This window comes from Herbaspirillum sp. UBA812 (genome assembly GCF_002296545.1).
Taxonomy (GTDB): Bacteria; Pseudomonadota; Gammaproteobacteria; order Burkholderiales; family Burkholderiaceae_D; genus Herbaspirillum; species Herbaspirillum huttiense.
In genome coordinates this window covers 1-19,412 of record NZ_DBIC01000161.1, presented here as the reverse complement: position 1 = coordinate 19,412, position 19,412 = coordinate 1, and the positions used below count along the sequence as shown (strand labels likewise).

Genomic DNA, 19,412 nt, shown 5'->3' with positions numbered 1-19,412 from the left:
ACCCCGTCCAACCCCGACCATGTCTACACCGAGAACCGCCGAAGTCGTCCGCAATACCAACGAGACGCAGATCCGCGTTGCGATCAACCTGGATGGCACCGGCCAGCAGAAGCTGGATACCGGCGTGCCCTTCCTGGATCACATGCTGGACCAGATCGCCCGCCACGGCCTGATCGACCTGGACATCCACGCCAAGGGCGACCTGCACATCGACGCGCACCATACGGTGGAAGACGTGGGCATCACCCTGGGCATGGCCTTCGCCAAGGCCATCGGCGACAAGAAGGGCATCCGCCGCTACGGCCACGCCTACGTGCCGCTGGACGAAGCCCTGTCGCGCGTGGTGATCGATTTCTCCGGCCGTCCCGGCCTGGAATACCACATTCCCTTTACCCGCTCGATGATCGGTTCCTTCGATGTGGACCTGACCAGCGAGTTCTTCCACGGTTTCGTCAATCATGCGCAGGTGACCCTGCACGTGGACAACCTGCGTGGCGTGAATGCCCACCACCAGGCCGAAACCGTGTTCAAGGCCTTCGGCCGCGCGCTGCGCATGGCCGTGGAACTTGATCCGCGCGCTGCGGGTACGATTCCGTCCACCAAGGGCAGCCTGTAAAACGCAGGGTATCGCTAACTCATCTGGGTTTCCCGGCGCGCGAGCGCCGTTCAATGTCGCCATGAATAAAATTGTTGTAGTCGATTACGGCATGGGCAACCTGCGCTCGGTGGCGCAGGCGCTGCGCCATGTCGCGCCTGAAGCCGACGTGCGCATCTCCGGCGAAGTCGCCGATATCCGCGCCGCCGACCGCGTGGTCCTGCCCGGCCAGGGTGCCATGCCCGATTGCATGCGCAGCCTGCGCGAATCGGGCGTGCAGGATGCGGTCCTCGAAGCATCCCGCACCAAGCCGCTGTTCGGCGTGTGCGTGGGCGAGCAGATGCTGTTCGACTGGAGTGAAGAAGGCGACACGCCCGGCCTGGGCCTGCTGCCCGGCAAGGTGGTGCGCTTCGAGCTCGAAGGCGTGCGCCAGGATGATGGATCGCTGTTCAAGGTGCCGCAGATGGGCTGGAACCATGTGCACCAGACCAGCGCCCATCCGCTGTGGGAAGGAATTGCCGATAACGCCTTCTTCTATTTTGTCCACAGCTATTACGCCGTCCCGGCCGAATCGTCGCAGATCGTTGGCCAAACGCCGTATGGCCGTGACTTCGCTTGTGCCGTGGCCCGCGATAATATTTTTGCAACCCAGTTCCACCCGGAAAAAAGTGCCTCGGCGGGTTTGCAGCTGTATCGGAATTTCGTACACTGGAAACCTTGATTTTTTGCCTTTCCGGCAAGAACCTCGCCGCAGACCGTCGCCAACCCTTCTTTTTTACTGACTAGTCATCCCCTAGCCATGCTGCTCATACCCGCCATCGACCTGAAAGACGGTCATTGCGTACGCCTCAAACAAGGTGATATGGAACAAGCCACCGTTTTCTCCGAAGATCCGGCGGAAATGGCCCTGCACTGGCTCAAGCAGGGCGCGCGCCGCCTGCACCTGGTGGACCTCAACGGTGCCTTCGCCGGCAAGCCCAAGAACGAGGCGGCGGTCAAGGCCATCCTGAAGGCGGTCGCCAGCTTCGCCGAAGAGAACGACGTCGAGGAAATCCCGGTGCAACTCGGTGGCGGCATCCGCGACCTGGACACCATCGAACGCTACCTGGACGATGGTCTCTCCTACATCATCATCGGCACCGCCGCGGTGAAGAATCCCGGCTTCCTGCATGACGCCTGCAGCGCCTTCCCCGGCCAGATCATCGTGGGCCTGGATGCCAAGGACGGCAAGGTCGCCACCGATGGCTGGAGCAAGCTGTCCGGCCACGAAGTGGTGGACCTGGCGCAGAAGTTCGAAGGCTATGGCTGCGAAGCCATCGTCTACACCGACATCGGCCGCGACGGCATGATGGGCGGCGTCAATATCGAGGCCACGGTGCGCCTGGCGCAGGCCGTGACCATTCCCATCATCGCCTCGGGCGGCGTGCACCACGTGGGCGACGTCGAGGCGCTGTGCCGGGTCGAGGATGAAGGCATCGAAGCCGTCATCTGCGGCCGTTCCATCTACGAAGGGACGCTGGACCTGCGCAGCGGCCAGGATCGTGCGGATGAACTGACGCGCGAACTGGAAGCCAACCGCCTCTCCGGCAGCAAATAACATGGCCCTTGCAAAACGCATCATCCCTTGCCTGGACGTGACCGCTGGTCGCGTGGTCAAGGGCGTCAATTTCCTGGAGCTGCGCGATGCCGGCGATCCGGTCGAGATCGCGCGCCGTTACGACGAGCAGGGCGCCGATGAGCTGACCTTCCTCGACATCACCGCGTCCTCCGATGGCCGCGACCTGATCCTGGACATCATCGAAGCCGTGGCCTCGCAGGTCTTCATCCCCCTGACGGTGGGTGGCGGCGTGCGCGCGGTGGAAGATGTGCGCCGCCTGCTCAACGCCGGGGCCGACAAGGTCGGCATCAACACCTCGGCGGTGACCAATCCGCAGCTGGTGGCCGATGCCGCCAACAAATACGGCTCCCAATGTATCGTGGTGGCCATCGACGCCAAGCGCGCCGGCGACGGCAAGTGGGAGGTCTATACCCACGGCGGACGCAAGGCCACCGGCCTGGACGCGGTCGAATGGGCACGCAAGATGGCGCAGCTGGGCGCGGGCGAGATCCTGCTGACCAGCATGGACCGTGACGGCACCAAGAGCGGTTTCGACCTCGACCTGACGCGTTCGGTCTCGGAAGCCGTCAGCATCCCCGTGATTGCTTCGGGTGGCGTGGGCGGCCTGCAGGACCTGGCCGACGGCATCACCAAGGGCAAGGCCGATGCGGTGCTGGCCGCCAGCATCTTCCACTATGGCCAGCACACCGTGCAGGAAGCCAAGCGCTTCATGGCCGACCAGAACATTTCCATGAGGCTGGCATGAGCATCAGCGCCAAATGGCTCAACAAGGTCAAATGGGACGAAGTCGGCCTGGTGCCGGTGATCGCCCAGGAAGTCGGATCCAATGATGTGCTGATGTTCGCCTGGATGAACCGCGAGGCGCTGGCGCGCACCGTGGAGATCGGCCAGGCGGTCTACTGGAGCCGCTCGCGCAAGAAGCTCTGGCACAAAGGTGAAGAATCAGGTCATTTCCAGAAAGTGCACGAAATCCGCCTGGACTGCGACGAAGACGTGGTGCTGCTCAAGGTCGAGCAGGTGGCCGGCATTGCCTGCCATACCGGCCGTCATTCCTGCTTCTTCCAGAAATTCGAAGGCAGCGCCGACAGCGGCGAATGGGTCACGGTGGAGCCGGTGCTGAAGGATCTGCAGCCGGGGGCCGGCGGTGGTCCGGTGGCCGCCGCAGCCGAGCCGGCTGCCAAGCCCAAGCGCGTGCGCAAGACCATCCCCAAGCCCGTGGACAGCGACAAGACCCCATCATGAGTGAAACCCTGAAGCGACTGGCCGAAGTCATCGAGTCGCGCAAGCTGGCCAACGGCGGCAATCCGGAGAAATCCTACGTCGCCAAGCTGTTCTCCAAGGGCGATGACGCCATCCTCAAGAAGATCGGCGAGGAGGCCACCGAAACCGTGATGGCCGCCAAGGATGCCCGCGTTTCGGGCGACAAGTCCAAGGTGCTCTACGAATGCGCCGACCTGTGGTTCCATTCCATGGTCCTGCTGGCGCAGTTCGAGCTGAGCCCACAGGATGTGCTCAACGAACTGGCGCGCCGCGAAGGCCTCTCTGGCCTGGAAGAAAAGGCTGCCCGCAAGGACTGAGCGTCCTGCGCACTTTCCCATTCCCTTGTTTCCCAGGAGTACGGCGTTGGATAATTGTATTTTCTGCAAGATCGCAGCAGGCCAGATTCCCTCGAAGAAGATCTACGAGGACGAGGACCTGATCGCCTTCCACGACATCAACCCGGCCGCGCCAGTGCATTTCCTGATCGTGCCGCGCCAGCATGTGGCAACGCTGGCCGATTGCGGTGAGCAGCATGCTGCCTTGTTGGGCAAGATGCTGGCCCTGGCACCGCGCCTGGCGGCCGAGCAGGGCTGCGGCTACGCACTGGACACGGAAGGCAAGCCCACCGGCGGGTTCAAGACCCTCATCAACACCGGACCGGACGGTCGCCAGGAGGTGTACCATCTGCACATGCACGTGATGGGCGGCCCGCATCCCTGGCGGGTACAGTTCGTGCAACAATAAGGATTCGCCGGCCCGGGGGCTGGCAGGTTTCACTTGTACACAGGGCAGGGATGTCCGCTTAGGAGAAGAGAATGGGTTCGTTCAGTATTTGGCATTGGCTGATTGTTCTGGTGATCGTGATGCTGGTCTTCGGCACCAAGAAGCTCGGCAACATGGGTTCCGACCTGGGCAAGGCAGTCAAGGGCTTCAAGGATGGCGTCAAGGGCGGCGAGGAAGATCCGGCCAAGAAGGACCCGGCCATCGACGTGCAGGCCAAGGAAAAGGACAAGTCCGGCAGCTGATCAGGCCGCCCGCCAGCCCTCCTGGCGGGCATGCATGGGCCCGCATCGTGATTTGCAGCGGGCACTCCCGTCTTCAAGCGCATGGCGCGCCCGCGTTGTCCTCTTAATGTCCACACAGACTCATGATTGATATCGGCCTTACCAAGCTGGCCTTGATCGGCGTGGTCGCGCTGGTCGTGATCGGCCCCGAGCGCCTGCCCAAGGTGGCGCGCATGGCCGGCACCCTGTTCGGCCGCGCCCAGCGCTACATCAACGACGTCAAGTCCGAAGTCAGCCGCGAGATGGAACTCGACGAGCTGCGCAAGATGCACAAGGATGTGCAGGACGCCGCCAGCGACGTCAGCAACAGCATTCATAAAAGCATGTCCGATACGGAAGCGTCGATCAATGACGCCTGGAACGGCAGCGACGATTCCTCGGTGTCCGACAGCAGCAGTGCCGGCAACAGCTGGACCCGCACGCCCGACCCCTCCCTGCATGCGATCAAGGCCAAGGCTTTCCGCCGCAAGAAGCTCTCGCGTACCACCGGCGTGCCGTCCTGGTACAAGCACCAGAGCGGCCACAAGACCCGCGTGATCTCGGCCTCGGCCCGCGTGGCCAAGTATCGCCGTCCGGTCGGGGTGGGCAAGTCGGCAGGTTTCTTCTAATTTGGCGCAGCGCGTCTCACTTCATCAGAATGCTCCGAATCCATGGCTGAAGAAAACACCCAAGCCGAAGACACCTTCATCTCGCACCTGATCGAATTGCGCAGCCGTATCGTCAAGGCGGCTGCGGTGGTGCTGGTGGTGTTCCTCTGCCTGATGCCGTTCGCGGCCCACATCTTCGACGTGCTGGCCGCGCCGATGATCCATGCGCTGCCCGCCGGCAGCAAGATGATCGCCACCGGCGTGATCACTCCCTTCCTGATCCCCATCAAGGTCACCATGCTGGTGGCCGTGCTGATCGCGCTGCCCTGGGTGCTTTACCAGCTGTGGGCCTTCGTCGCGCCCGGCCTGTATGCGCACGAGAAGCGCCTGATCGCGCCGCTGGTGATCTCGTCCTCGCTGCTGTTCGTGGCGGGTGTCGCGTTCTGCTACTTCTTCGTCTTTGGCGTGGTCTTCCCGTTCATCAACAATTTCGCGCCCAAGTCAGTCTCGGTGGCACCGGACATCGACAGCTACGTTGACTTCGTGCTGACCATGTTCGTGGCCTTCGGCGTGACTTTCGAGGTGCCGGTGATCGTGATCGTGCTGGTGCGCATGGGCCTGGTGCCGCTGGCCAAGTTGAAGCAGATCCGTCCCTACGTGATCGTCGGTGCCTTCATCGTTGCCGCCGTCGTTACGCCGCCGGACGTGATGAGCCAGCTGATGCTGGCCGTGCCGCTGGTGCTGCTCTACGAAGTGGGCCTGCTGGTGGCACCGATCTTCGAGCGTGCCACGCGTTCGCCGGATGCGGAACCCGGCAGTTCCGTGCCCACCGAATAAGCCTGGCGATCCCTCAAAAACAAAGCCCGCTCGATGATGAGCGGGCTTTGTCGTTTCTGGCTTCAGGAGAATGCACCTGATAAACCGTTTACTCTTCGATAGTCACCAGCGGAATCTCGCGCAGCCATTGCACCAGCGGATAAGCATCCTTGAAGCCTTCCAGCACCTGCTTCCCGAGGTCGGCCGGAATCTTCTTGCGGATGTCCTCTTCGGTCCAGACGATGAAACTCTTGAGCTTCACGTATTCGATGTTTGGGGTGTCCGGATCGAAGCCCTTGGGCGGGCGCTGCAGTTTTCCTTCTTCCTGCAGGTCGCCATATGTCGCAACAAGCTTCTTGTTCTTGCGCATCTTGGTGAAGCCCGCCGCATCTTCCACCACGCGATTGCGGATGGCGCGCAGGCGCGGCGTCGGTGGCAGGTATTCACCACCGGCAATGAGCAGTTGTCCCGCTTCATTGATGTGGAAGTAGTAGGCCGGACCGCCGCCCTGGCTGGGCTTCTTGAGCCCGCTGGCCGTGATGGCGGCCGAGAAGTGCGTCTTGTACGGGCGCTTGTCATGGGAGAAGCGCATGTCACGGTTGATGCGGAACAGCGCCTTCTTCGGATTGCAGCCAGCAATGGCCGGATCGAACTTGCTGATCTCGGCGATGAGCTTGATGGTCAGCGCCAGGAATTCCTCGCGCAGGATGTCATAGCGCGGCTTGTTCATGACGAACCAGGCGCGGTTGTTGTTTTCGGACAGTTCCCCGAGGAACTGGATCAGGTCACGCACGTGCATGGATCAGATTCTCCTGGCTCATTCTTCGTCGGCATCATCGTTCTTGGGCGGCGGCGGACGCTTGCCCACGGTGATGTTCAGCTTGGTTTCCTGCGCTTTGCGCAGCACCGTCATGGCGATCTGCTGGCCCGGCGTCAATTGCGCGATGACGTTGAGCATCTCGGTGGTATCGGCCACCGGCTTGTCGTCGATGCTCACCAGGATGTCGCCCGGACGCATGCCCGCGCGGTCAGCCGGACCGCCCTTGAGCACGCCGGCGATGATGGCGCCGGTCTTCTTGCCCAGGCCGAAGCTTTCGGCCAGTTCCGGCGTGATGTCCTGCGGTTCCACCCCGATCCAGCCGCGCACCACCTGGCCATGGCTGATGATGGCTTCCATCACGGTCTTGGCGGTGGACATCGGGATCGCAAAGCCGATCCCCAGGTTGCCGCCGGTGCGCGAATAGATGGCCGTGTTGATGCCCAGCAGGTTGCCGTTGGTATCGACCAGCGCACCGCCCGAGTTGCCGGGATTGATGGCGGCATCGGTCTGGATGAAGTTCTCGAAGGTATTGATGCCCAGGTGGTTGCGGCCCAGTGCTGAGACAATGCCCATGGTCACCGTCTGGCCCACGCCGAAGGGATTGCCGATGGCCAGCACGACGTCGCCTACCGAGCTGTTTTCCGGATGGCCCAGGGTGATGGCGGGCAGGTTGGGCAGGTCGATCTTGATGACGGCGAGGTCGGTCTCGGGGTCGATGCCGACCACCTTGGCACTGGCCTTGCGGCCGTCGGCCAGGGCCACTTCGATCTTGTCGGCGGCTTCCACCACGTGGTTGTTGGTGAGGATGTAGCCTTGCGGGCTGACGATCACGCCCGAACCCAGGCTGGATTGCTTGTCATCCTGCTGCTGTTCGTCGAACTGGTCGCCGAAGAACTTGCGGAAGAACGGATCGTTCTGGAAGGGGCTCTTCTGTGGCCGCGCTTCGGTCGTGGTGAAGATATTGACCACCGAGGGCATGGCCTGGCGCGCGGCATGGCGATAGGAGTCCAGGGCGGGCGCGGCTGGTGTGGCTTCCTGCATCTGGATGGTGGACTGGGCAGGGCGTGCACGCGAAGTGAAGGATCCGGACAGCCAGTCCGGCTTCAAGGTCGCTACAATGAACCACACCGCCAGACCCACTGTCACGGTCTGGGCAAACAACAGCCATAAACGTCGCATAAAAGAATTTTTGGTATTTGGATTGAAAATCTGATCGGATGAGGAAGAGATGACCCGCCACATTAGCAGAAACGAGTTCGCAGTCTATCTGGGGCAGACGCTTAACGCGGCGCAATATCGCGATTATTGCCCAAACGGCTTGCAGGTGGAAGGGCGCGCCACCATTGGGCGCGTGGTCAGCGGCGTCACGGCCAGCCTGGCCCTGATCGAGGCCGCCGTGGAATGGCAGGCCGATGCCATTCTGGTTCATCACGGTTACTTCTGGCGCGGTGAAGACATGCGCGTGATCGGACAGAAGCAGCGGCGCCTGAAGCTGCTGCTGGGGCATGACATCAATCTGTTCGGCTATCACCTGCCGCTGGATTCACATCCGGAACTGGGCAACAACGCGCAACTGGCCAAACGACTCGACTTTGACGCCACCGGCCGCTTCGGTGAGAACGACATCGGCTGGATCGGACGCTGCCATGCGCCCTCCGTCAAGACGGCCGCGGACCTGGCGATGCTGATCGAAAAACGCCTGGGACGCATGCCCTTGCTCATCGGCGATCCGCAGCAGGCCATCGGGCAGGTCGCCTGGTGTACCGGTGCGGCGCAGGGCATGCTGGGCGACGCCATTGAAGCCGGCGCCACCGCCTACATCAGCGGCGAGATTTCAGAACCGACCGTGCACCTCGCACGCGAAACCGGCACCGTCTACCTGGCCGCCGGCCATCACGCCACCGAGCGCTATGGCATCCAGGCGCTGGGGGAACACGTGGCCAGCCACTTCGGTATCGAGCATCGCTTCATCGATATCGACAATCCCGTGTGAGGCGGGGCCGCGATGCTTGTTGCTTCACTTGCCGTGGCAGGTAAGTGAAGCACTCTGGGGCAGGATGCGCCTCAGCCCTGCTTCTTGAGGGAATCGCGGATTTCACGCAGCAACAGCACGTCTTCCGGCGTCGGTGCCGGGGCGGCCGGAGTGGCTTCTTCATGCTTGGAAGCCAGGTCGCGCGCCTTGTTGATGGCACGCACCATCTGGAAGATGATGAACGCCAGGATCAGGAAGTTGATGAAGATGGTGAGGAAGTTGCCGTAGGCGAAGACCGCCCCGGCCTTCTTGGCTTCCGCCAGCGGCAGGCCATAGGCTTGGCCGTTCAGGGGCAGGTAGTAGTTGGCGAAATCCAGGCCGCCGAAGATCTTGCCGACGAGCGGCATGATGATATCCTCGACCAGAGAACTGACGATCTTGCCGAAGGCCCCGCCGATGATGACACCGACGGCCAGGTCGACCACGTTTCCCTTGATCGCGAAGGCGCGAAAATCCTTGAGCATGCTCATCCCTGGTTTCTCCTTTGAAAGTTGCTGTTTAAACATGAGGCGGGCTTACAACGGGTTATATCCTGCCCGGCAGCAAAAGTAAATCGGACAAGCACTGACGCCGCACTGCAAAAAAACTGAGAACGAGAGCAGATTGACAAGGGGTTGCGCTGCGTCAAATGTTCATTTTCGCAAGCCTGTACCATACCGGCCGTTAGCTACAAAACCCTATTCAGCTTATATATAATCGAAAAGTTGCATGAGGGTCACTTAGAAGGTCCACGCTAACTTACATTTGGAGATTGGGGTCTTTATGACTGACGAGAATCAGGTCGACGCAAGTCGACGAGGTTTGCTTGTTGCGACTTGTGCGGCCGGAGGTGTAGCGGGTTTGGCCACCGCTGGAGCATTCGTCTCCACCCTGCAACCTTCAGAACGCGCCAAGGCAGCAGGCGCACCGGTGGAAGTGGATATTTCTTCACTGGCTCCCGGTGAAATGCGCACCGTTGAGTGGCGCGGCAAGCCGGTCTGGATTCTCAAGCGCACCCCCGAGATGATCGAGTCCCTCAAGAAGACCGATGGCGAGGTGGCCGATCCCAACTCCAAGCGCACCGATTTCTCCGAAACGCCCGATTACGCGCTCAATGAGTGGCGTTCGCTGCGCAAGGACATCCTGGTCGTGGTCGGCATCTGCCCGCACCTCGGCTGCTCCCCGAGTTCCCGCTTCCAGAGCGGCCCGCAGCCTTCGTTGCCGGACGACTGGCATGGCGGCTTCCTGTGCCCCTGCCACGGCTCGACCTTCGACCTGGCCGGCCGGGTGTACAAGAACAAGCCGGCGCCGGACAACCTGCAAGTCCCGCGCTACATGTTTGAAGGCGACAACAAGCTCGTCATCGGCAAGGACGAGAAAGGGGAGGCCTGATCATGGGAGCATTTCACGAAAAGAAGCTGCCGGATGACGCACCGGTAGCAGCCAAGGCCCTGAACTGGGTCGATTCGCGCTTTCCGCTGACGGCCACTTGGAAAGCCCACCTCTCCGAATACTACGCACCGAAGAACTTCAACTTCTGGTACATCTTCGGCTCGCTGGCATTGCTGGTGCTGGTGATCCAGATCGTCACCGGCATCTTCCTGGTGATGCACTACAAGCCGGACGCCAACCTGGCCTTCGCCTCGGTCGAATACATCATGCGTGATGTGCCCTGGGGCTGGCTGGTGCGTTATATGCACTCCACCGGCGCTTCGGCCTTCTTCATCGTCGTTTATCTTCACATGGTGCGGGGCCTGCTCTACGGCTCCTACCGCAAGCCGCGCGAACTGGTGTGGCTGTTCGGGGTGGGGATCTTCCTCTGCCTGATGGGTGAAGCTTTCTTCGGTTACCTGCTGCCCTGGGGGCAGATGTCCTATTGGGGCGCACAGGTGATCGTGAACCTTTTCGGCGCCATTCCCTTCATCGGCCCGGACCTGTCGCTGCTCATTCGCGGCGACTACGTCGTTTCCGACGCCACGCTGAACCGCTTCTTCTCCTTCCACGTGATCGCCATTCCGCTGGTGCTCATCGGGCTGGTGGCCGCGCACATCATCGCGCTGCACGAAGTGGGTTCCAACAACCCGGATGGCGTGGAGATCAAGGAAAAGACCGACGAACGCGGCGTACCGCTGGATGGGGTTCCTTTCCATCCGTATTACACGGTGCATGACATCTTCGGTGTCTCGATCTTCCTGCTGGTGTTCTCGGCCGTGGTGTTCTTCGCGCCGGAAATGGGCGGCTACTTCCTGGAGTACAACAACTTCATCCCGGCCGATTCGCTCAAGACGCCGCCGCACATCGCACCTGTCTGGTACTTCACGCCGTTCTACTCGATTCTTCGCGCCACGACCGCGGACTTCATGGGCTGGTTGATTGCCGGCGTGGCAGGTTATGTGCTGCTGCTGGTGTTCAAGTCGCGCCTGACGGCCAAGCTGAAGATCGTGGCCATCGTGATCGGCCTGGCCATCATCGCCGGCATGCTGGTGTTCGATGCCAAGTTCTGGGGCGTGGTCCTGATGGGCCTGTCGGTGGTGATCCTGGGCGGCCTGCCGTGGCTGGATCATTCGCAGGTCAAGTCCATCCGCTATCGTCCCAGCTGGCACAAGTACGTGTACCTGGTCTTTGCCATCGCCTTCGTCATCCTTGGCTACCTCGGCGTGCAACCGCCGACGGCCATCGGCACCACCGTCTCGCAGGTGTGCAGCTTCATCTATCTCGGCTTCTTCCTGCTGATGCCGTGGTGGAGTGCTGCCGGTACCTTCAAGCCGGTGCCCGAGCGCGTCGTCTACCATCCGCACTAAGCCAGCCGCCAAAGGACAAGAACATGACATTGCTCAAGAAAGTGATTGCCGCGCTGGCCTTGCTGCCGGCGCTGGCCTGCGCCAACGAAGGGGGCTTCCCGCTGGATCATGCCCCGGACCGTACCAAGGATGTTTCCTCGCTGCAAAACGGGGCCAAGCTGTTCGTCAACTATTGCCTGAACTGCCACTCGGCCTCGGCCATGCGTTACAACCGCCTGCGCGACATCGGCCTGACCGAAGACCAGATCAAGAACAACCTCTTGTTCAGTGGGGAAAAGGTCGGCGACCTGATGAAGATCTCGATGTCGCCGCAGGACGCCAAGGCCTGGTTTGGCGCAACGCCGCCGGACCTGTCGGTGATCGCCCGGGCCAAGGCCTCGGAGGCTGGCAGCGGTCCGGACTGGATTTATACCTACCTGCGCAGTTATTATACGGACGACAGCCGCCCCACCGGCTGGAACAACATGCTTTTCCCCAACGTCGGCATGCCGCACGTGTTGTGGGAATTGCAAGGTATCCGCAAGGCCAAGTTCGTGGAAGAGAAGGATCCTCACGACGCGAACAAGACCATCCACAAGTTTGCCGGCTTCGAGCAAGTCAAGCCGGGCAAGATGAGCGCGGCGGAGTATGACAACAATGTCGCCGATCTCGTTGCCTATTTGCAATGGATGGGCGAGCCGGCGCAGAATACGCGCAAGCGGCTGGGTGTCTGGGTACTGTTGTTCCTGGGAATCTTCTCGGTATTGGCGTGGCGTTTGAACGCGTCCTATTGGAAGAACATCAAGTAAAAACGTACAATCACGTATCCGCGCAGTTTTTGCGGAATTGCGTATCGGGGTGAGCGTTATGCGTCTCGCCCCCCTTTTGTTTTTAGGGCTCTGAAAAAATGATGGTTCTCTACTCGGGCACGACCTGCCCATTCTCGCAACGTTGCCGCCTTGTCCTGTTCGAAAAGGGCATGGATTTCGAGATCCGCGACGTTGACCTCTTCAACAAGCCGGAAGACATTTCGGTCATGAACCCGTATGGCCAGGTGCCGATTCTGGTTGAACGCGACCTGGTCCTGTATGAATCGAACATCATCAATGAATACATCGATGAGCGCTTCCCGCATCCGCAGCTGATGCCGGCTGACCCGCTGATGCGTGCGCGTGCGCGCCTGATGCTGTTCAACTTCGAGAAGGAACTGTTCGTTCACGTGCACACCCTGGAAAATGAAAAGTCCAAGGCTGCCGAGAAGAACCAGGAAAAGGCCCGCCACGAGATCCGTGACCGCCTGACCCAACTGGCACCGCTGTTCCTGAAGAACAAGTACATGCTGGGCGACGAGTTCTCCATGCTGGACGTGGCCCTGGCCCCGTTGCTGTGGCGTCTGGATCACTATGGCATCGAGCTCTCCAAGACAGCGGCACCGCTGATGAAGTATGCCGAGCGCATCTTCTCGCGTCCTGCCTACATCGAAGCACTGACCCCGTCCGAAAAGGTCATGCGCCGTTAAGCTGTTCCGGCTGCACTGCCGCCCTGGGCGGCGGTGCAGTTCACAGAAGTTCATATTGCTTTCCACCCCGGCCTTGCCGGCAGATGCGGTTTTTACCGTCGCATCGCAGACCACACCAGTCATGCCAGAAGTCTCCACCAAGCCTTATCTGCTGCGCGCCATCTATGAGTGGTGCACCGACAATGGCTACACGCCGCACATTGCCGTGGTCGTCGACAGCAGCACCCGCGTGCCGATGCAATTCGTCAAGAATGGCGAAATCGTCCTCAACATCAGCTTCGAGGCCACCAGCGGCTTGAAGATGGAGAACGACAACATTCACTTCAGTGCTCGCTTTGGTGGTGTTTCGCGCGACATCCTGATCCCTGTGGAAAACGTGATCGCCATCTACGCCCGCGAAAACGGGCAGGGCATGGCGTTTGAAGCGCCTGCGCCGGCCACGGCCGACGAGGTGCAACCGGCTCCTGAGCAGGAAAGCAGTGCGCCTGTGCTGTCCTCGGTACCTGTTTCCGAACCCGAAAAGAAGCCGGCTGAAAGCAGCGACAAGGGCGATGATGATCCGGAACCACCGAAAAAGGGTGGCCGTCCTGTACTGACACGCATCAAGTAGGCTATAATCGCCGGCTGAAGTTTTTGCTGGCTTAGCTCATCTGGTAGAGCACCTGACTTGTAATCAGGGGGTGGCGGGTTCAAGTCCTGCAGCCAGCACCAAATACCGAAGCGGCTCACAGCGATGTGAGCCGTTTTCTTTTGGTCCGCAACCTTGCAGGCCCATCGTGATCCAGCGCGCGCTGCGTGCTCAACATGGGCCAGCAACGCTGGTGCAACCGCACTAGGCTATCATCGAAGCTCTTTTGCGCGACGACTGCCGGACTCGCTCCACGGCCGTCGCCGTCGTCGCGACAAAATTGTGGGCCGCTGTCGCTCGCCCGCCTTACCGCCATCTCTTCGGTTCATTCTCGGAATCTCGCCATGGAAATCAAAGTCAACTTCCTCGACAAGCTGCGTCTTGAAGCCAAGTTCGACGACTTTACCGTCATCGCCGACCAGCCCATCCGCTACAAGGGAGACGGTTCGGCGCCGGGTCCCTTTGATTACTTCCTGGCGTCATCGGCCCTGTGCGCAGCGTATTTCGTGAAGCTGTACTGCAATACGCGCAACATCTCCACCGAGAATATCCGGCTGTCGCAGAACAACATCGTCGACCCCGAAAACCGCTACCAGCAGACTTTCAAGATCCAGGTCGAACTGCCACCCGACATCGAGGAAGCAGACCGCCGCGGCATCCTGCGTTCCATCGAGCGCTGTACCGTCAAGAAGGTGGTGCAGCAGGGACCGGAATTCATCATCGAAGAAGTGGAGAGCCTGGACGCCGACGCGCAGTCCCTGCTGACGCTCAAGCCCGAGGCTGGCACGAGCACGCACATCCTGGGCAAGGACCTGCCGCTGGAGCAGACCATCGCCAACATGTCCGGCTTGCTGGCTGACCTGGGCATCAAGATCGAGATCGCTTCGTGGCGCAACATCATTCCCAATGTGTGGTCGCTGCACATTCGCGACGCGCACTCGCCGATGTGCTTCACCAACGGCAAGGGCGCGACCAAGGAAAGTGCGCTGGCTTCGGCGCTGGGCGAGTACATCGAGCGCATCAGCAACAACCACTTCTATGCGGGTTCCTACTGGGGCGAGGAGATTGCCAATGCCGAGTTCGTGCATTACCCCAACGAGCGCTGGTTCAAGCCCGGTCGCGGGGACAAATTGCCCAAGGAGATCCTGGACACGTATTGCCTGGAGATCTACAACCCCGATGGCGAGCTGCGCGCTTCGCATCTGGTCGATACCAATTCCGGCAACGCACAGCGCGGCATCTGCTCGCTGCCTTACGTGCGGCAGTCGGATGGCGAGGTGGTGTATTTCCCTTCCAACCTGGTCGAGAATCTCTTCGTCAGCAATGGCATGAGTGCCGGCAACACCTTGCCTGAAGCGCAGGTGCAGTGTCTGTCGGAGATTTTCGAGCGCGCGGTCAAGCGTGAAATCCTGGAAGGCGAGATTTGCCTGCCCGATGTTCCCCAGGAGGTCCTGGCAAAGTATCCCGGTATCGTGGCCGGTATCAAGGGACTGGAAGAACAGGGTTTCCCGGTACTGGTCAAGGATGCCTCGCTGGGCGGTGTCTATCCTGTAATGTGCGTGACCTTGATGAACCCGCGCACCGGCGGCGTGTTTGCTTCCTTCGGCGCACACCCGAGCTTTGAGGTGGCGCTGGAGCGCAGCCTGACGGAACTGCTGCAGGGACGCAGCTTTGAAGGACTCAACGATCTGCCGCAGCCGACCTTCGAGAGCAATGCTGTCACGGAACCCAACAACTTCGTGGAGCACTTCATCGATTCGTCCGGCATCGTCTCGTGGCGCTTCTTCAGTGCCAAGGCAGATTACGAATTCGTGGAATGGGATTTTTCCAGCCAGGGCGAGGATTCCAACGCAGAGGAGGCCGCTACGCTGTTCGGCATTCTGGAGGACATGGGCAAGGAGGCCTATGTCGCTGTCTACGACCAACTGGGGGCGACCGCTTGCCGCATCCTGGTGCCGGGTTATTCCGAGGTCTATCCGGTCGAGGACCTGATCTGGGACAACACCAACAAGGCACTGCTGTTCCGCGAGGATGTCCTGAACCTGCATCGTTTGGATGACAAGGCCCTAGCTGCCTTGCTCGATCGCTTGGAAAACAACGAGCTGGATGGTTACTCCGACATCGCCACCCTGATCGGTATCGACTTCGATGAGAACACCGAATGGGGTCAACTCACCGTCCTTGAACTGAAGCTGCTGATCAATCTGGCTCTGCAGCAGTTTGAAGAAGCACATGACCTGGTCGGTGCCTTCCTGCAATACAACGACAACTCGGTGGAACGCGGCCTGTTCTACCAGGCGTTGAATGTCGTGCTGGAAGTGGAGCTGGATGATGAGCTGGAGCTATCCGACTATGAGACCAACTTCCGCCGCATGTTCGGCGACGCGCGCATGGATGCGGCCATCGGATCGGTGAACGGCAGCGTCCGCTTCTTTGGCTTGACGCCGACCAGCATGAAGCTCGAAGGGCTGGATCGCCATCAGCGCTTGCTGGATAGCTATCGCAAGCTGCACAAGGCGCGTGCCCTGTTTGCGCAGGCGGATTCTGCTTCAGCAGCTTGATGCAGTTGTCTGTGGGCTGATGATGACGGCTTGGTCGCGTGGGTGATCAGGCCGTTTTTTACTGTGCAGCGAAACTGGTTGTTGTCGAAACGAAGGCTGGTCACTGAGGTTTCGCCTTATCTCAACTCGTGGTGAGGGTGGGCTGTACGTGTGGTCGAGCAAAGTGATCGGACTTATTGGGTCCTGATGAATTGGGATATATCCAGTTCAAGATCACTATGCCAGCGGTGCGTACGGGGCGTTATTGGAAGACCGCCGGATCCTGATAAGCCTGATCGATGGTGACGTTGTCATTCCTCAGTTGCGCCTCCTTCTTTTCCCGCGCCTGCTTCAAGGCAGGCAGTTCCTTCCTGAATTCCATTTTCCAGTTGTCGAGTTTTTCATCATCGACATAGCCGCGCAGATAGGCGTCCTGCGCCGTCATTGAATAGGTGACGAAGTAGGCTCCCCTCTTGTCCGGATCGAGCCGGTTGGGATCCCGGTACAGTTTGATTTCGAGGAACACGTGATCGGCGTAAAAGAGCCAGGGAGTGCCGTCAGGCAGCTTCATCCATTGCGCCAGCGACAGGTCATGAGAAGGGTCGAGCGGATAGCCGGGGTTCTTCAGCGCGTAGGCCAGCGCTTGTTCACCTTTGAGTCGCGGGCGGCTGATCGGGATTACCTTCGACCAACCTGCTGCGCTCAGTGCGTGCAGCAATGCGGTAAATTGTTTGCGCGCGTCGTCATGGGAAATCGTTTCTGCATCGCTGACCCCACCATTCACGGACCACTGCGAAATATGCTCTGCCGCAAACCTGGCGGAAGCGGTTCCCGTGACGCTGAGCACGGACTGCATTGAAAACGATCGCGGACCATGGGCTAAGGTGACAGTACCTGGCTTGCCAGCTTCCCATTTTGCCGTGACGAATTGCAGGCCGCTCGGGTGTTCGCTCGCTGTGAAAAGCCCGGGGTTGGCTTTGTTAAGCGTATCGACGGGTTCGTTGATCGTAATATGAACAAGTTGGCTCATCTTGGGTTTTTCTGAAGAGTCGTGGGGGGTGCAGGCGCATAGCCCAGCAAGCAGGAGCAGCGGCAAAAGTGCGATCCGAACGCGTGTCCGGATCGGGTGCTGAATATGTTTCAACATGGCGTGGAATTGATGTCAGATCGGAGGCAGCATCATGGGGCGGTTTTCGAGATCCAGCGACTCGCCCATATGGACCCATCCCGCCATGGTACTGAGCTCCTGTTCCATATACGCGCGCTCTTGACCCATCAGTTGATGGAAACGATCGGCTGCTTGCGTGATCCAGTCCATGCGGCTCTTGTAGTCTTCCAGGATAGTGCCCTTGGGCGCAACTGACTTCTTCAATGGCTGTTTGCTGTCGCACGCGCTGGTGAAAGCCAGGCGCAGTTCGGGCGATACGAGGTTGACAAGGCGCCAGCGTTGGACGGCGACCCAATCAGAGAAATCCTTGTCAGCATAAATCAATGGCTGGAGGATGACATATTGCTCATGCTCGGCAATCTTGATCAAGTGATCCCACTGCAGCTTGCGGCGCTCGACGCGATCTGATTCTTCTTCAATCTGCTTGACCAAGGCAAAACCCGCCTGAATCTTGTCAAAGGTCCGCATGTTATTGATCTTGGAGAGGGCCTCATCCTTCCATGGATAGTTCGTGACCTGTTCCTTGACCGCAGTGATATAGGCGGAAGCATCCCGTTGGCTAATGCACAGATCGAAGCTCGTGCCGAATCTCGTGTAATACCAATGCCAGCCACTGATGTCATAGAAGAGCCAGAGATTTCCTTTTGCCAGCCCTTTGAAGACGGTATCAATCGTTACGACGCGGATGTCGTCCAGAGAACAAGCGACCGTCTTGCTGGCAAACGCACCCAGGGCCATCCAGTAGAAGCGGCCCTTTTTGGCCGGATCTCCATAATCTTCCTTCTCCAGATAGAAGCGCGCATAGGTGGCTGCGATCCTGCGAGCGCGGTCACTGTAGACCGGAATGATGGAACCTTCATTACGCCCGTGTAGTTTGCAAAGGCGCTTGGTGCTCATCTCCTGGATCATCGACCACATCAGATTGCAGTCACACTTGAGCTCTTTCTTGGAGTTCTCAGTCATGTTGGTCTGCGATTGGACTTTATCCGAGGCTCCCATTCAATTTCCCCTATTTACCTTGGTTTGTCTGCTTAGCTTTTGGCGGGCACGACCTTGAACCATTCCATGGCGAACTCCACGTGCTCGCTGGCCTCTGTGCCGACGCGCTCGCTCATGCCGTCTTTGGCCGTGGCCGCCAGCTGGTCACCCGCCGAACTCTTGATCCTATAAGGGATGTCGGACAATGGAGTCCCATTGGGATCCTTCACCACGAAGGCCTCGTCAAAGAGCTTGTATTTGGTATCTGGCAGTGCCATCAAATCCGGCGAGACGCTCGCCCCACCCGGAAACGCATGCGTCGCCCCCTTCACCGAAAACGTCCCCGGACAGGCAAACGTGATATTCCCACCCTCCAGCGTCACCGAAGCCTGCCCCGCCTGCAGCACGATCTTCTGGCGCGCCTTGATCTCGATGCCTTCATTGACGCAGATGACACTCACATCCTTGTCAGCCAGGATCTCCAGTGCATCGGTATGCGCCTGCAAGGAAACCGGGCCATTGCCGGCGAAGGCCTGGATGCCGCCGTCGTGCGCAAACAGCGTGGCTGCCTTGCCCGCCGCGAGGCTGGCGGTGTCGGCGGCAGTCCAGTGCGTATCCCCCTGTGTGGTCCAGTGAAGGTTTTCGCCAGCGTAGAGCACGGTGGAAGCCGCACTGGCCCAGTTGACGTTGCTTGGTGACTCCATCAGTACAGCGGCCTTGCTGAACTTTTCGACCGGTTGCGCGCTGTCGCTTTCACGGGAGCCCGCCTGGCTCTTGAATGCGTCCTGTCCATTGACGCTGGCCGGATGCTTGCCCTGATCCTGCGGGTCGATGACGGAGATGAAATCAGTCTTGGCCTGCAAGGCGTCCGCACTGTGCAGCGCCTGCTGCTGTGTGGCGGCCTCGCCCATGGTCTGCGCAAGTTGCTGCGCACCCTTCAACTGCGCCACAGCTTCGTGGGCATCCATCTGCGTGCTGGTGACGCTGGCACCGGCGACAGGTCGCGCCGTCGAGGAGATCAGCAAGCC

At 60.0% G+C, this 19,412-nt stretch carries 22 protein-coding genes, 1 tRNA gene and 1 pseudogene; 18 read left to right on the top strand and 6 right to left on the bottom strand.

The genetic code is table 11. The annotated features are described in order from the left end of the window. Positions 1 to 19 precede the first annotated feature (19 nt). The 10 genes and pseudogenes from hisB (at position 20) to tatC (ending at position 5,961) form a co-directional block, all read left to right on the top strand. Positions 20 to 616, top strand: a complete 597-nt coding sequence (gene hisB / locus B3873_RS10550) for an imidazoleglycerol-phosphate dehydratase HisB (protein WP_013235995.1) — start codon at positions 20 to 22, stop codon at positions 614 to 616. A 61-nt stretch (positions 617 to 677) separates the two neighbouring features. Beyond that, positions 678 to 1,316 (top strand): imidazole glycerol phosphate synthase subunit HisH, encoded by a 639-nt coding sequence (gene hisH, locus B3873_RS10545; RefSeq protein ID WP_039783852.1) that lies wholly within the window; start codon positions 678 to 680, stop codon positions 1,314 to 1,316. Positions 1,317 to 1,394: 78 nt separating this feature from the next. Then, complete coding sequence (gene hisA, locus B3873_RS10540) at positions 1,395 to 2,192, top strand: 1-(5-phosphoribosyl)-5-[(5-phosphoribosylamino)methylideneamino]imidazole-4-carboxamide isomerase (RefSeq protein WP_039783854.1); 798 nt, start codon at positions 1,395 to 1,397, stop codon at positions 2,190 to 2,192. Between the two features lies 1 nt (position 2,193). Beyond that, positions 2,194 to 2,958 carry an imidazole glycerol phosphate synthase subunit HisF gene (gene hisF / locus B3873_RS10535; protein ID WP_034330780.1) on the top strand — a complete coding sequence of 255 codons (765 nt, stop codon included), beginning with the start codon at positions 2,194 to 2,196 and terminating at the stop codon, positions 2,956 to 2,958. Next, a pseudogene (gene hisI, locus B3873_RS10530) lies at positions 2,955 to 3,338 on the top strand (phosphoribosyl-AMP cyclohydrolase); the annotation flags it as partial. The gene hisF and the pseudogene hisI, both read left to right, overlap by 4 nt. Before the next feature lie 113 nt (positions 3,339 to 3,451). After that, entirely contained in the window at positions 3,452 to 3,790 is a 339-nt protein-coding gene (locus B3873_RS10525) for a phosphoribosyl-ATP diphosphatase (RefSeq protein ID WP_039783857.1), read from the top strand. Positions 3,791 to 3,836: 46 nt separating this feature from the next. Then, positions 3,837 to 4,217 (top strand): histidine triad nucleotide-binding protein, encoded by a 381-nt coding sequence (locus B3873_RS10520; protein WP_039783858.1) that lies wholly within the window; start codon positions 3,837 to 3,839, stop codon positions 4,215 to 4,217. Between the two features lie 71 nt (positions 4,218 to 4,288). Beyond that, a complete protein-coding gene (gene tatA, locus B3873_RS10515; protein WP_039783860.1) occupies positions 4,289 to 4,498 on the top strand; it encodes a Sec-independent protein translocase subunit TatA in 210 nt (69 codons plus the stop codon). A gap of 122 nt (positions 4,499 to 4,620) precedes the next feature. Next, positions 4,621 to 5,145, top strand: coding sequence for a Sec-independent protein translocase protein TatB (gene tatB / locus B3873_RS10510; protein ID WP_039783862.1), 525 nt, complete (start codon positions 4,621 to 4,623; stop codon positions 5,143 to 5,145). Positions 5,146 to 5,187: 42 nt separating this feature from the next. Next, positions 5,188 to 5,961, top strand: a complete 774-nt coding sequence (gene tatC / locus B3873_RS10505) for a twin-arginine translocase subunit TatC (protein WP_209532734.1) — start codon at positions 5,188 to 5,190, stop codon at positions 5,959 to 5,961. Between the two features lie 88 nt (positions 5,962 to 6,049). On the opposite strand, the gene B3873_RS10500 is transcribed toward tatC, so the two are convergent. Both B3873_RS10500 and B3873_RS10495 read right to left on the bottom strand, forming a co-directional pair. After that, positions 6,050 to 6,739 (bottom strand): DUF2461 domain-containing protein, encoded by a 690-nt coding sequence (locus tag B3873_RS10500; RefSeq protein WP_121040409.1) that lies wholly within the window; start codon positions 6,737 to 6,739, stop codon positions 6,050 to 6,052. An 18-nt stretch (positions 6,740 to 6,757) separates the two neighbouring features. Then, positions 6,758 to 7,939, bottom strand: a complete 1,182-nt coding sequence (locus B3873_RS10495; RefSeq protein WP_034330798.1) for a Do family serine endopeptidase — start codon at positions 7,937 to 7,939, stop codon at positions 6,758 to 6,760. Between the two features lie 49 nt (positions 7,940 to 7,988). Here B3873_RS10495 and B3873_RS10490 point away from each other — a divergent pair, with 49 nt between their 5' ends. Continuing rightward, positions 7,989 to 8,753 (top strand): Nif3-like dinuclear metal center hexameric protein, encoded by a 765-nt coding sequence (locus tag B3873_RS10490; RefSeq protein ID WP_286865852.1) that lies wholly within the window; start codon positions 7,989 to 7,991, stop codon positions 8,751 to 8,753. A 71-nt stretch (positions 8,754 to 8,824) separates the two neighbouring features. On the opposite strand, the gene mscL is transcribed toward B3873_RS10490, so the two are convergent. After that, positions 8,825 to 9,262: a large conductance mechanosensitive channel protein MscL gene (mscL, locus tag B3873_RS10485; protein ID WP_286865851.1), complete on the bottom strand. Its 438-nt coding sequence runs from the start codon at positions 9,260 to 9,262 to the stop codon at positions 8,825 to 8,827. Positions 9,263 to 9,554: 292 nt separating this feature from the next. Here mscL and petA point away from each other — a divergent pair, with 292 nt between their 5' ends. The 7 genes from petA to B3873_RS10450 all read left to right on the top strand — a co-directional run bounded on the left by petA (position 9,555) and on the right by B3873_RS10450 (position 16,259). After that, positions 9,555 to 10,163 carry a ubiquinol-cytochrome c reductase iron-sulfur subunit gene (gene petA, locus B3873_RS10480; RefSeq protein WP_034330802.1) on the top strand — a complete coding sequence of 203 codons (609 nt, stop codon included), beginning with the start codon at positions 9,555 to 9,557 and terminating at the stop codon, positions 10,161 to 10,163. Between the two features lie 2 nt (positions 10,164 to 10,165). After that, positions 10,166 to 11,572, top strand: coding sequence for a cytochrome b (locus B3873_RS10475; RefSeq protein ID WP_034330803.1), 1,407 nt, complete (start codon positions 10,166 to 10,168; stop codon positions 11,570 to 11,572). 23 nt (positions 11,573 to 11,595) lie between these two features. Continuing rightward, the gene (locus tag B3873_RS10470; protein ID WP_034330805.1) at positions 11,596 to 12,360 is read left to right on the top strand and encodes a cytochrome c1; all 765 of its coding nucleotides are present in this window, start codon (positions 11,596 to 11,598) and stop codon (positions 12,358 to 12,360) included. A 98-nt stretch (positions 12,361 to 12,458) separates the two neighbouring features. Next, a complete protein-coding gene (locus B3873_RS10465) occupies positions 12,459 to 13,070 on the top strand; it encodes a glutathione S-transferase N-terminal domain-containing protein (protein ID WP_017453790.1) in 612 nt (203 codons plus the stop codon). A gap of 121 nt (positions 13,071 to 13,191) precedes the next feature. Next, a complete protein-coding gene (locus tag B3873_RS10460) occupies positions 13,192 to 13,680 on the top strand; it encodes a ClpXP protease specificity-enhancing factor (RefSeq protein ID WP_039783873.1) in 489 nt (162 codons plus the stop codon). Between the two features lie 25 nt (positions 13,681 to 13,705). After that, a tRNA-Thr gene (locus B3873_RS10455) sits at positions 13,706 to 13,781 on the top strand. A 261-nt stretch (positions 13,782 to 14,042) separates the two neighbouring features. Continuing rightward, the gene (locus B3873_RS10450; protein WP_286865843.1) at positions 14,043 to 16,259 is read left to right on the top strand and encodes an OsmC domain/YcaO domain-containing protein; all 2,217 of its coding nucleotides are present in this window, start codon (positions 14,043 to 14,045) and stop codon (positions 16,257 to 16,259) included. Between the two features lie 241 nt (positions 16,260 to 16,500). Here the strand turns inward: B3873_RS10450 and B3873_RS10445 are convergent, their stop codons facing one another. The 3 genes from B3873_RS10445 to B3873_RS10435 form a co-directional block, all read right to left on the bottom strand. Beyond that, positions 16,501 to 17,268, bottom strand: a complete 768-nt coding sequence (locus B3873_RS10445) for a hypothetical protein (protein WP_286865841.1) — start codon at positions 17,266 to 17,268, stop codon at positions 16,501 to 16,503. Positions 17,269 to 17,400: 132 nt separating this feature from the next. Next, a complete protein-coding gene (locus B3873_RS10440; protein WP_286865838.1) occupies positions 17,401 to 18,369 on the bottom strand; it encodes a DUF2515 family protein in 969 nt (322 codons plus the stop codon). Between the two features lie 68 nt (positions 18,370 to 18,437). Continuing rightward, positions 18,438 to 19,412, bottom strand: a 975-nt coding sequence (locus B3873_RS10435) for a DUF2345 domain-containing protein (RefSeq protein WP_286865836.1), incomplete at its 5' end; no start/stop codon positions are given.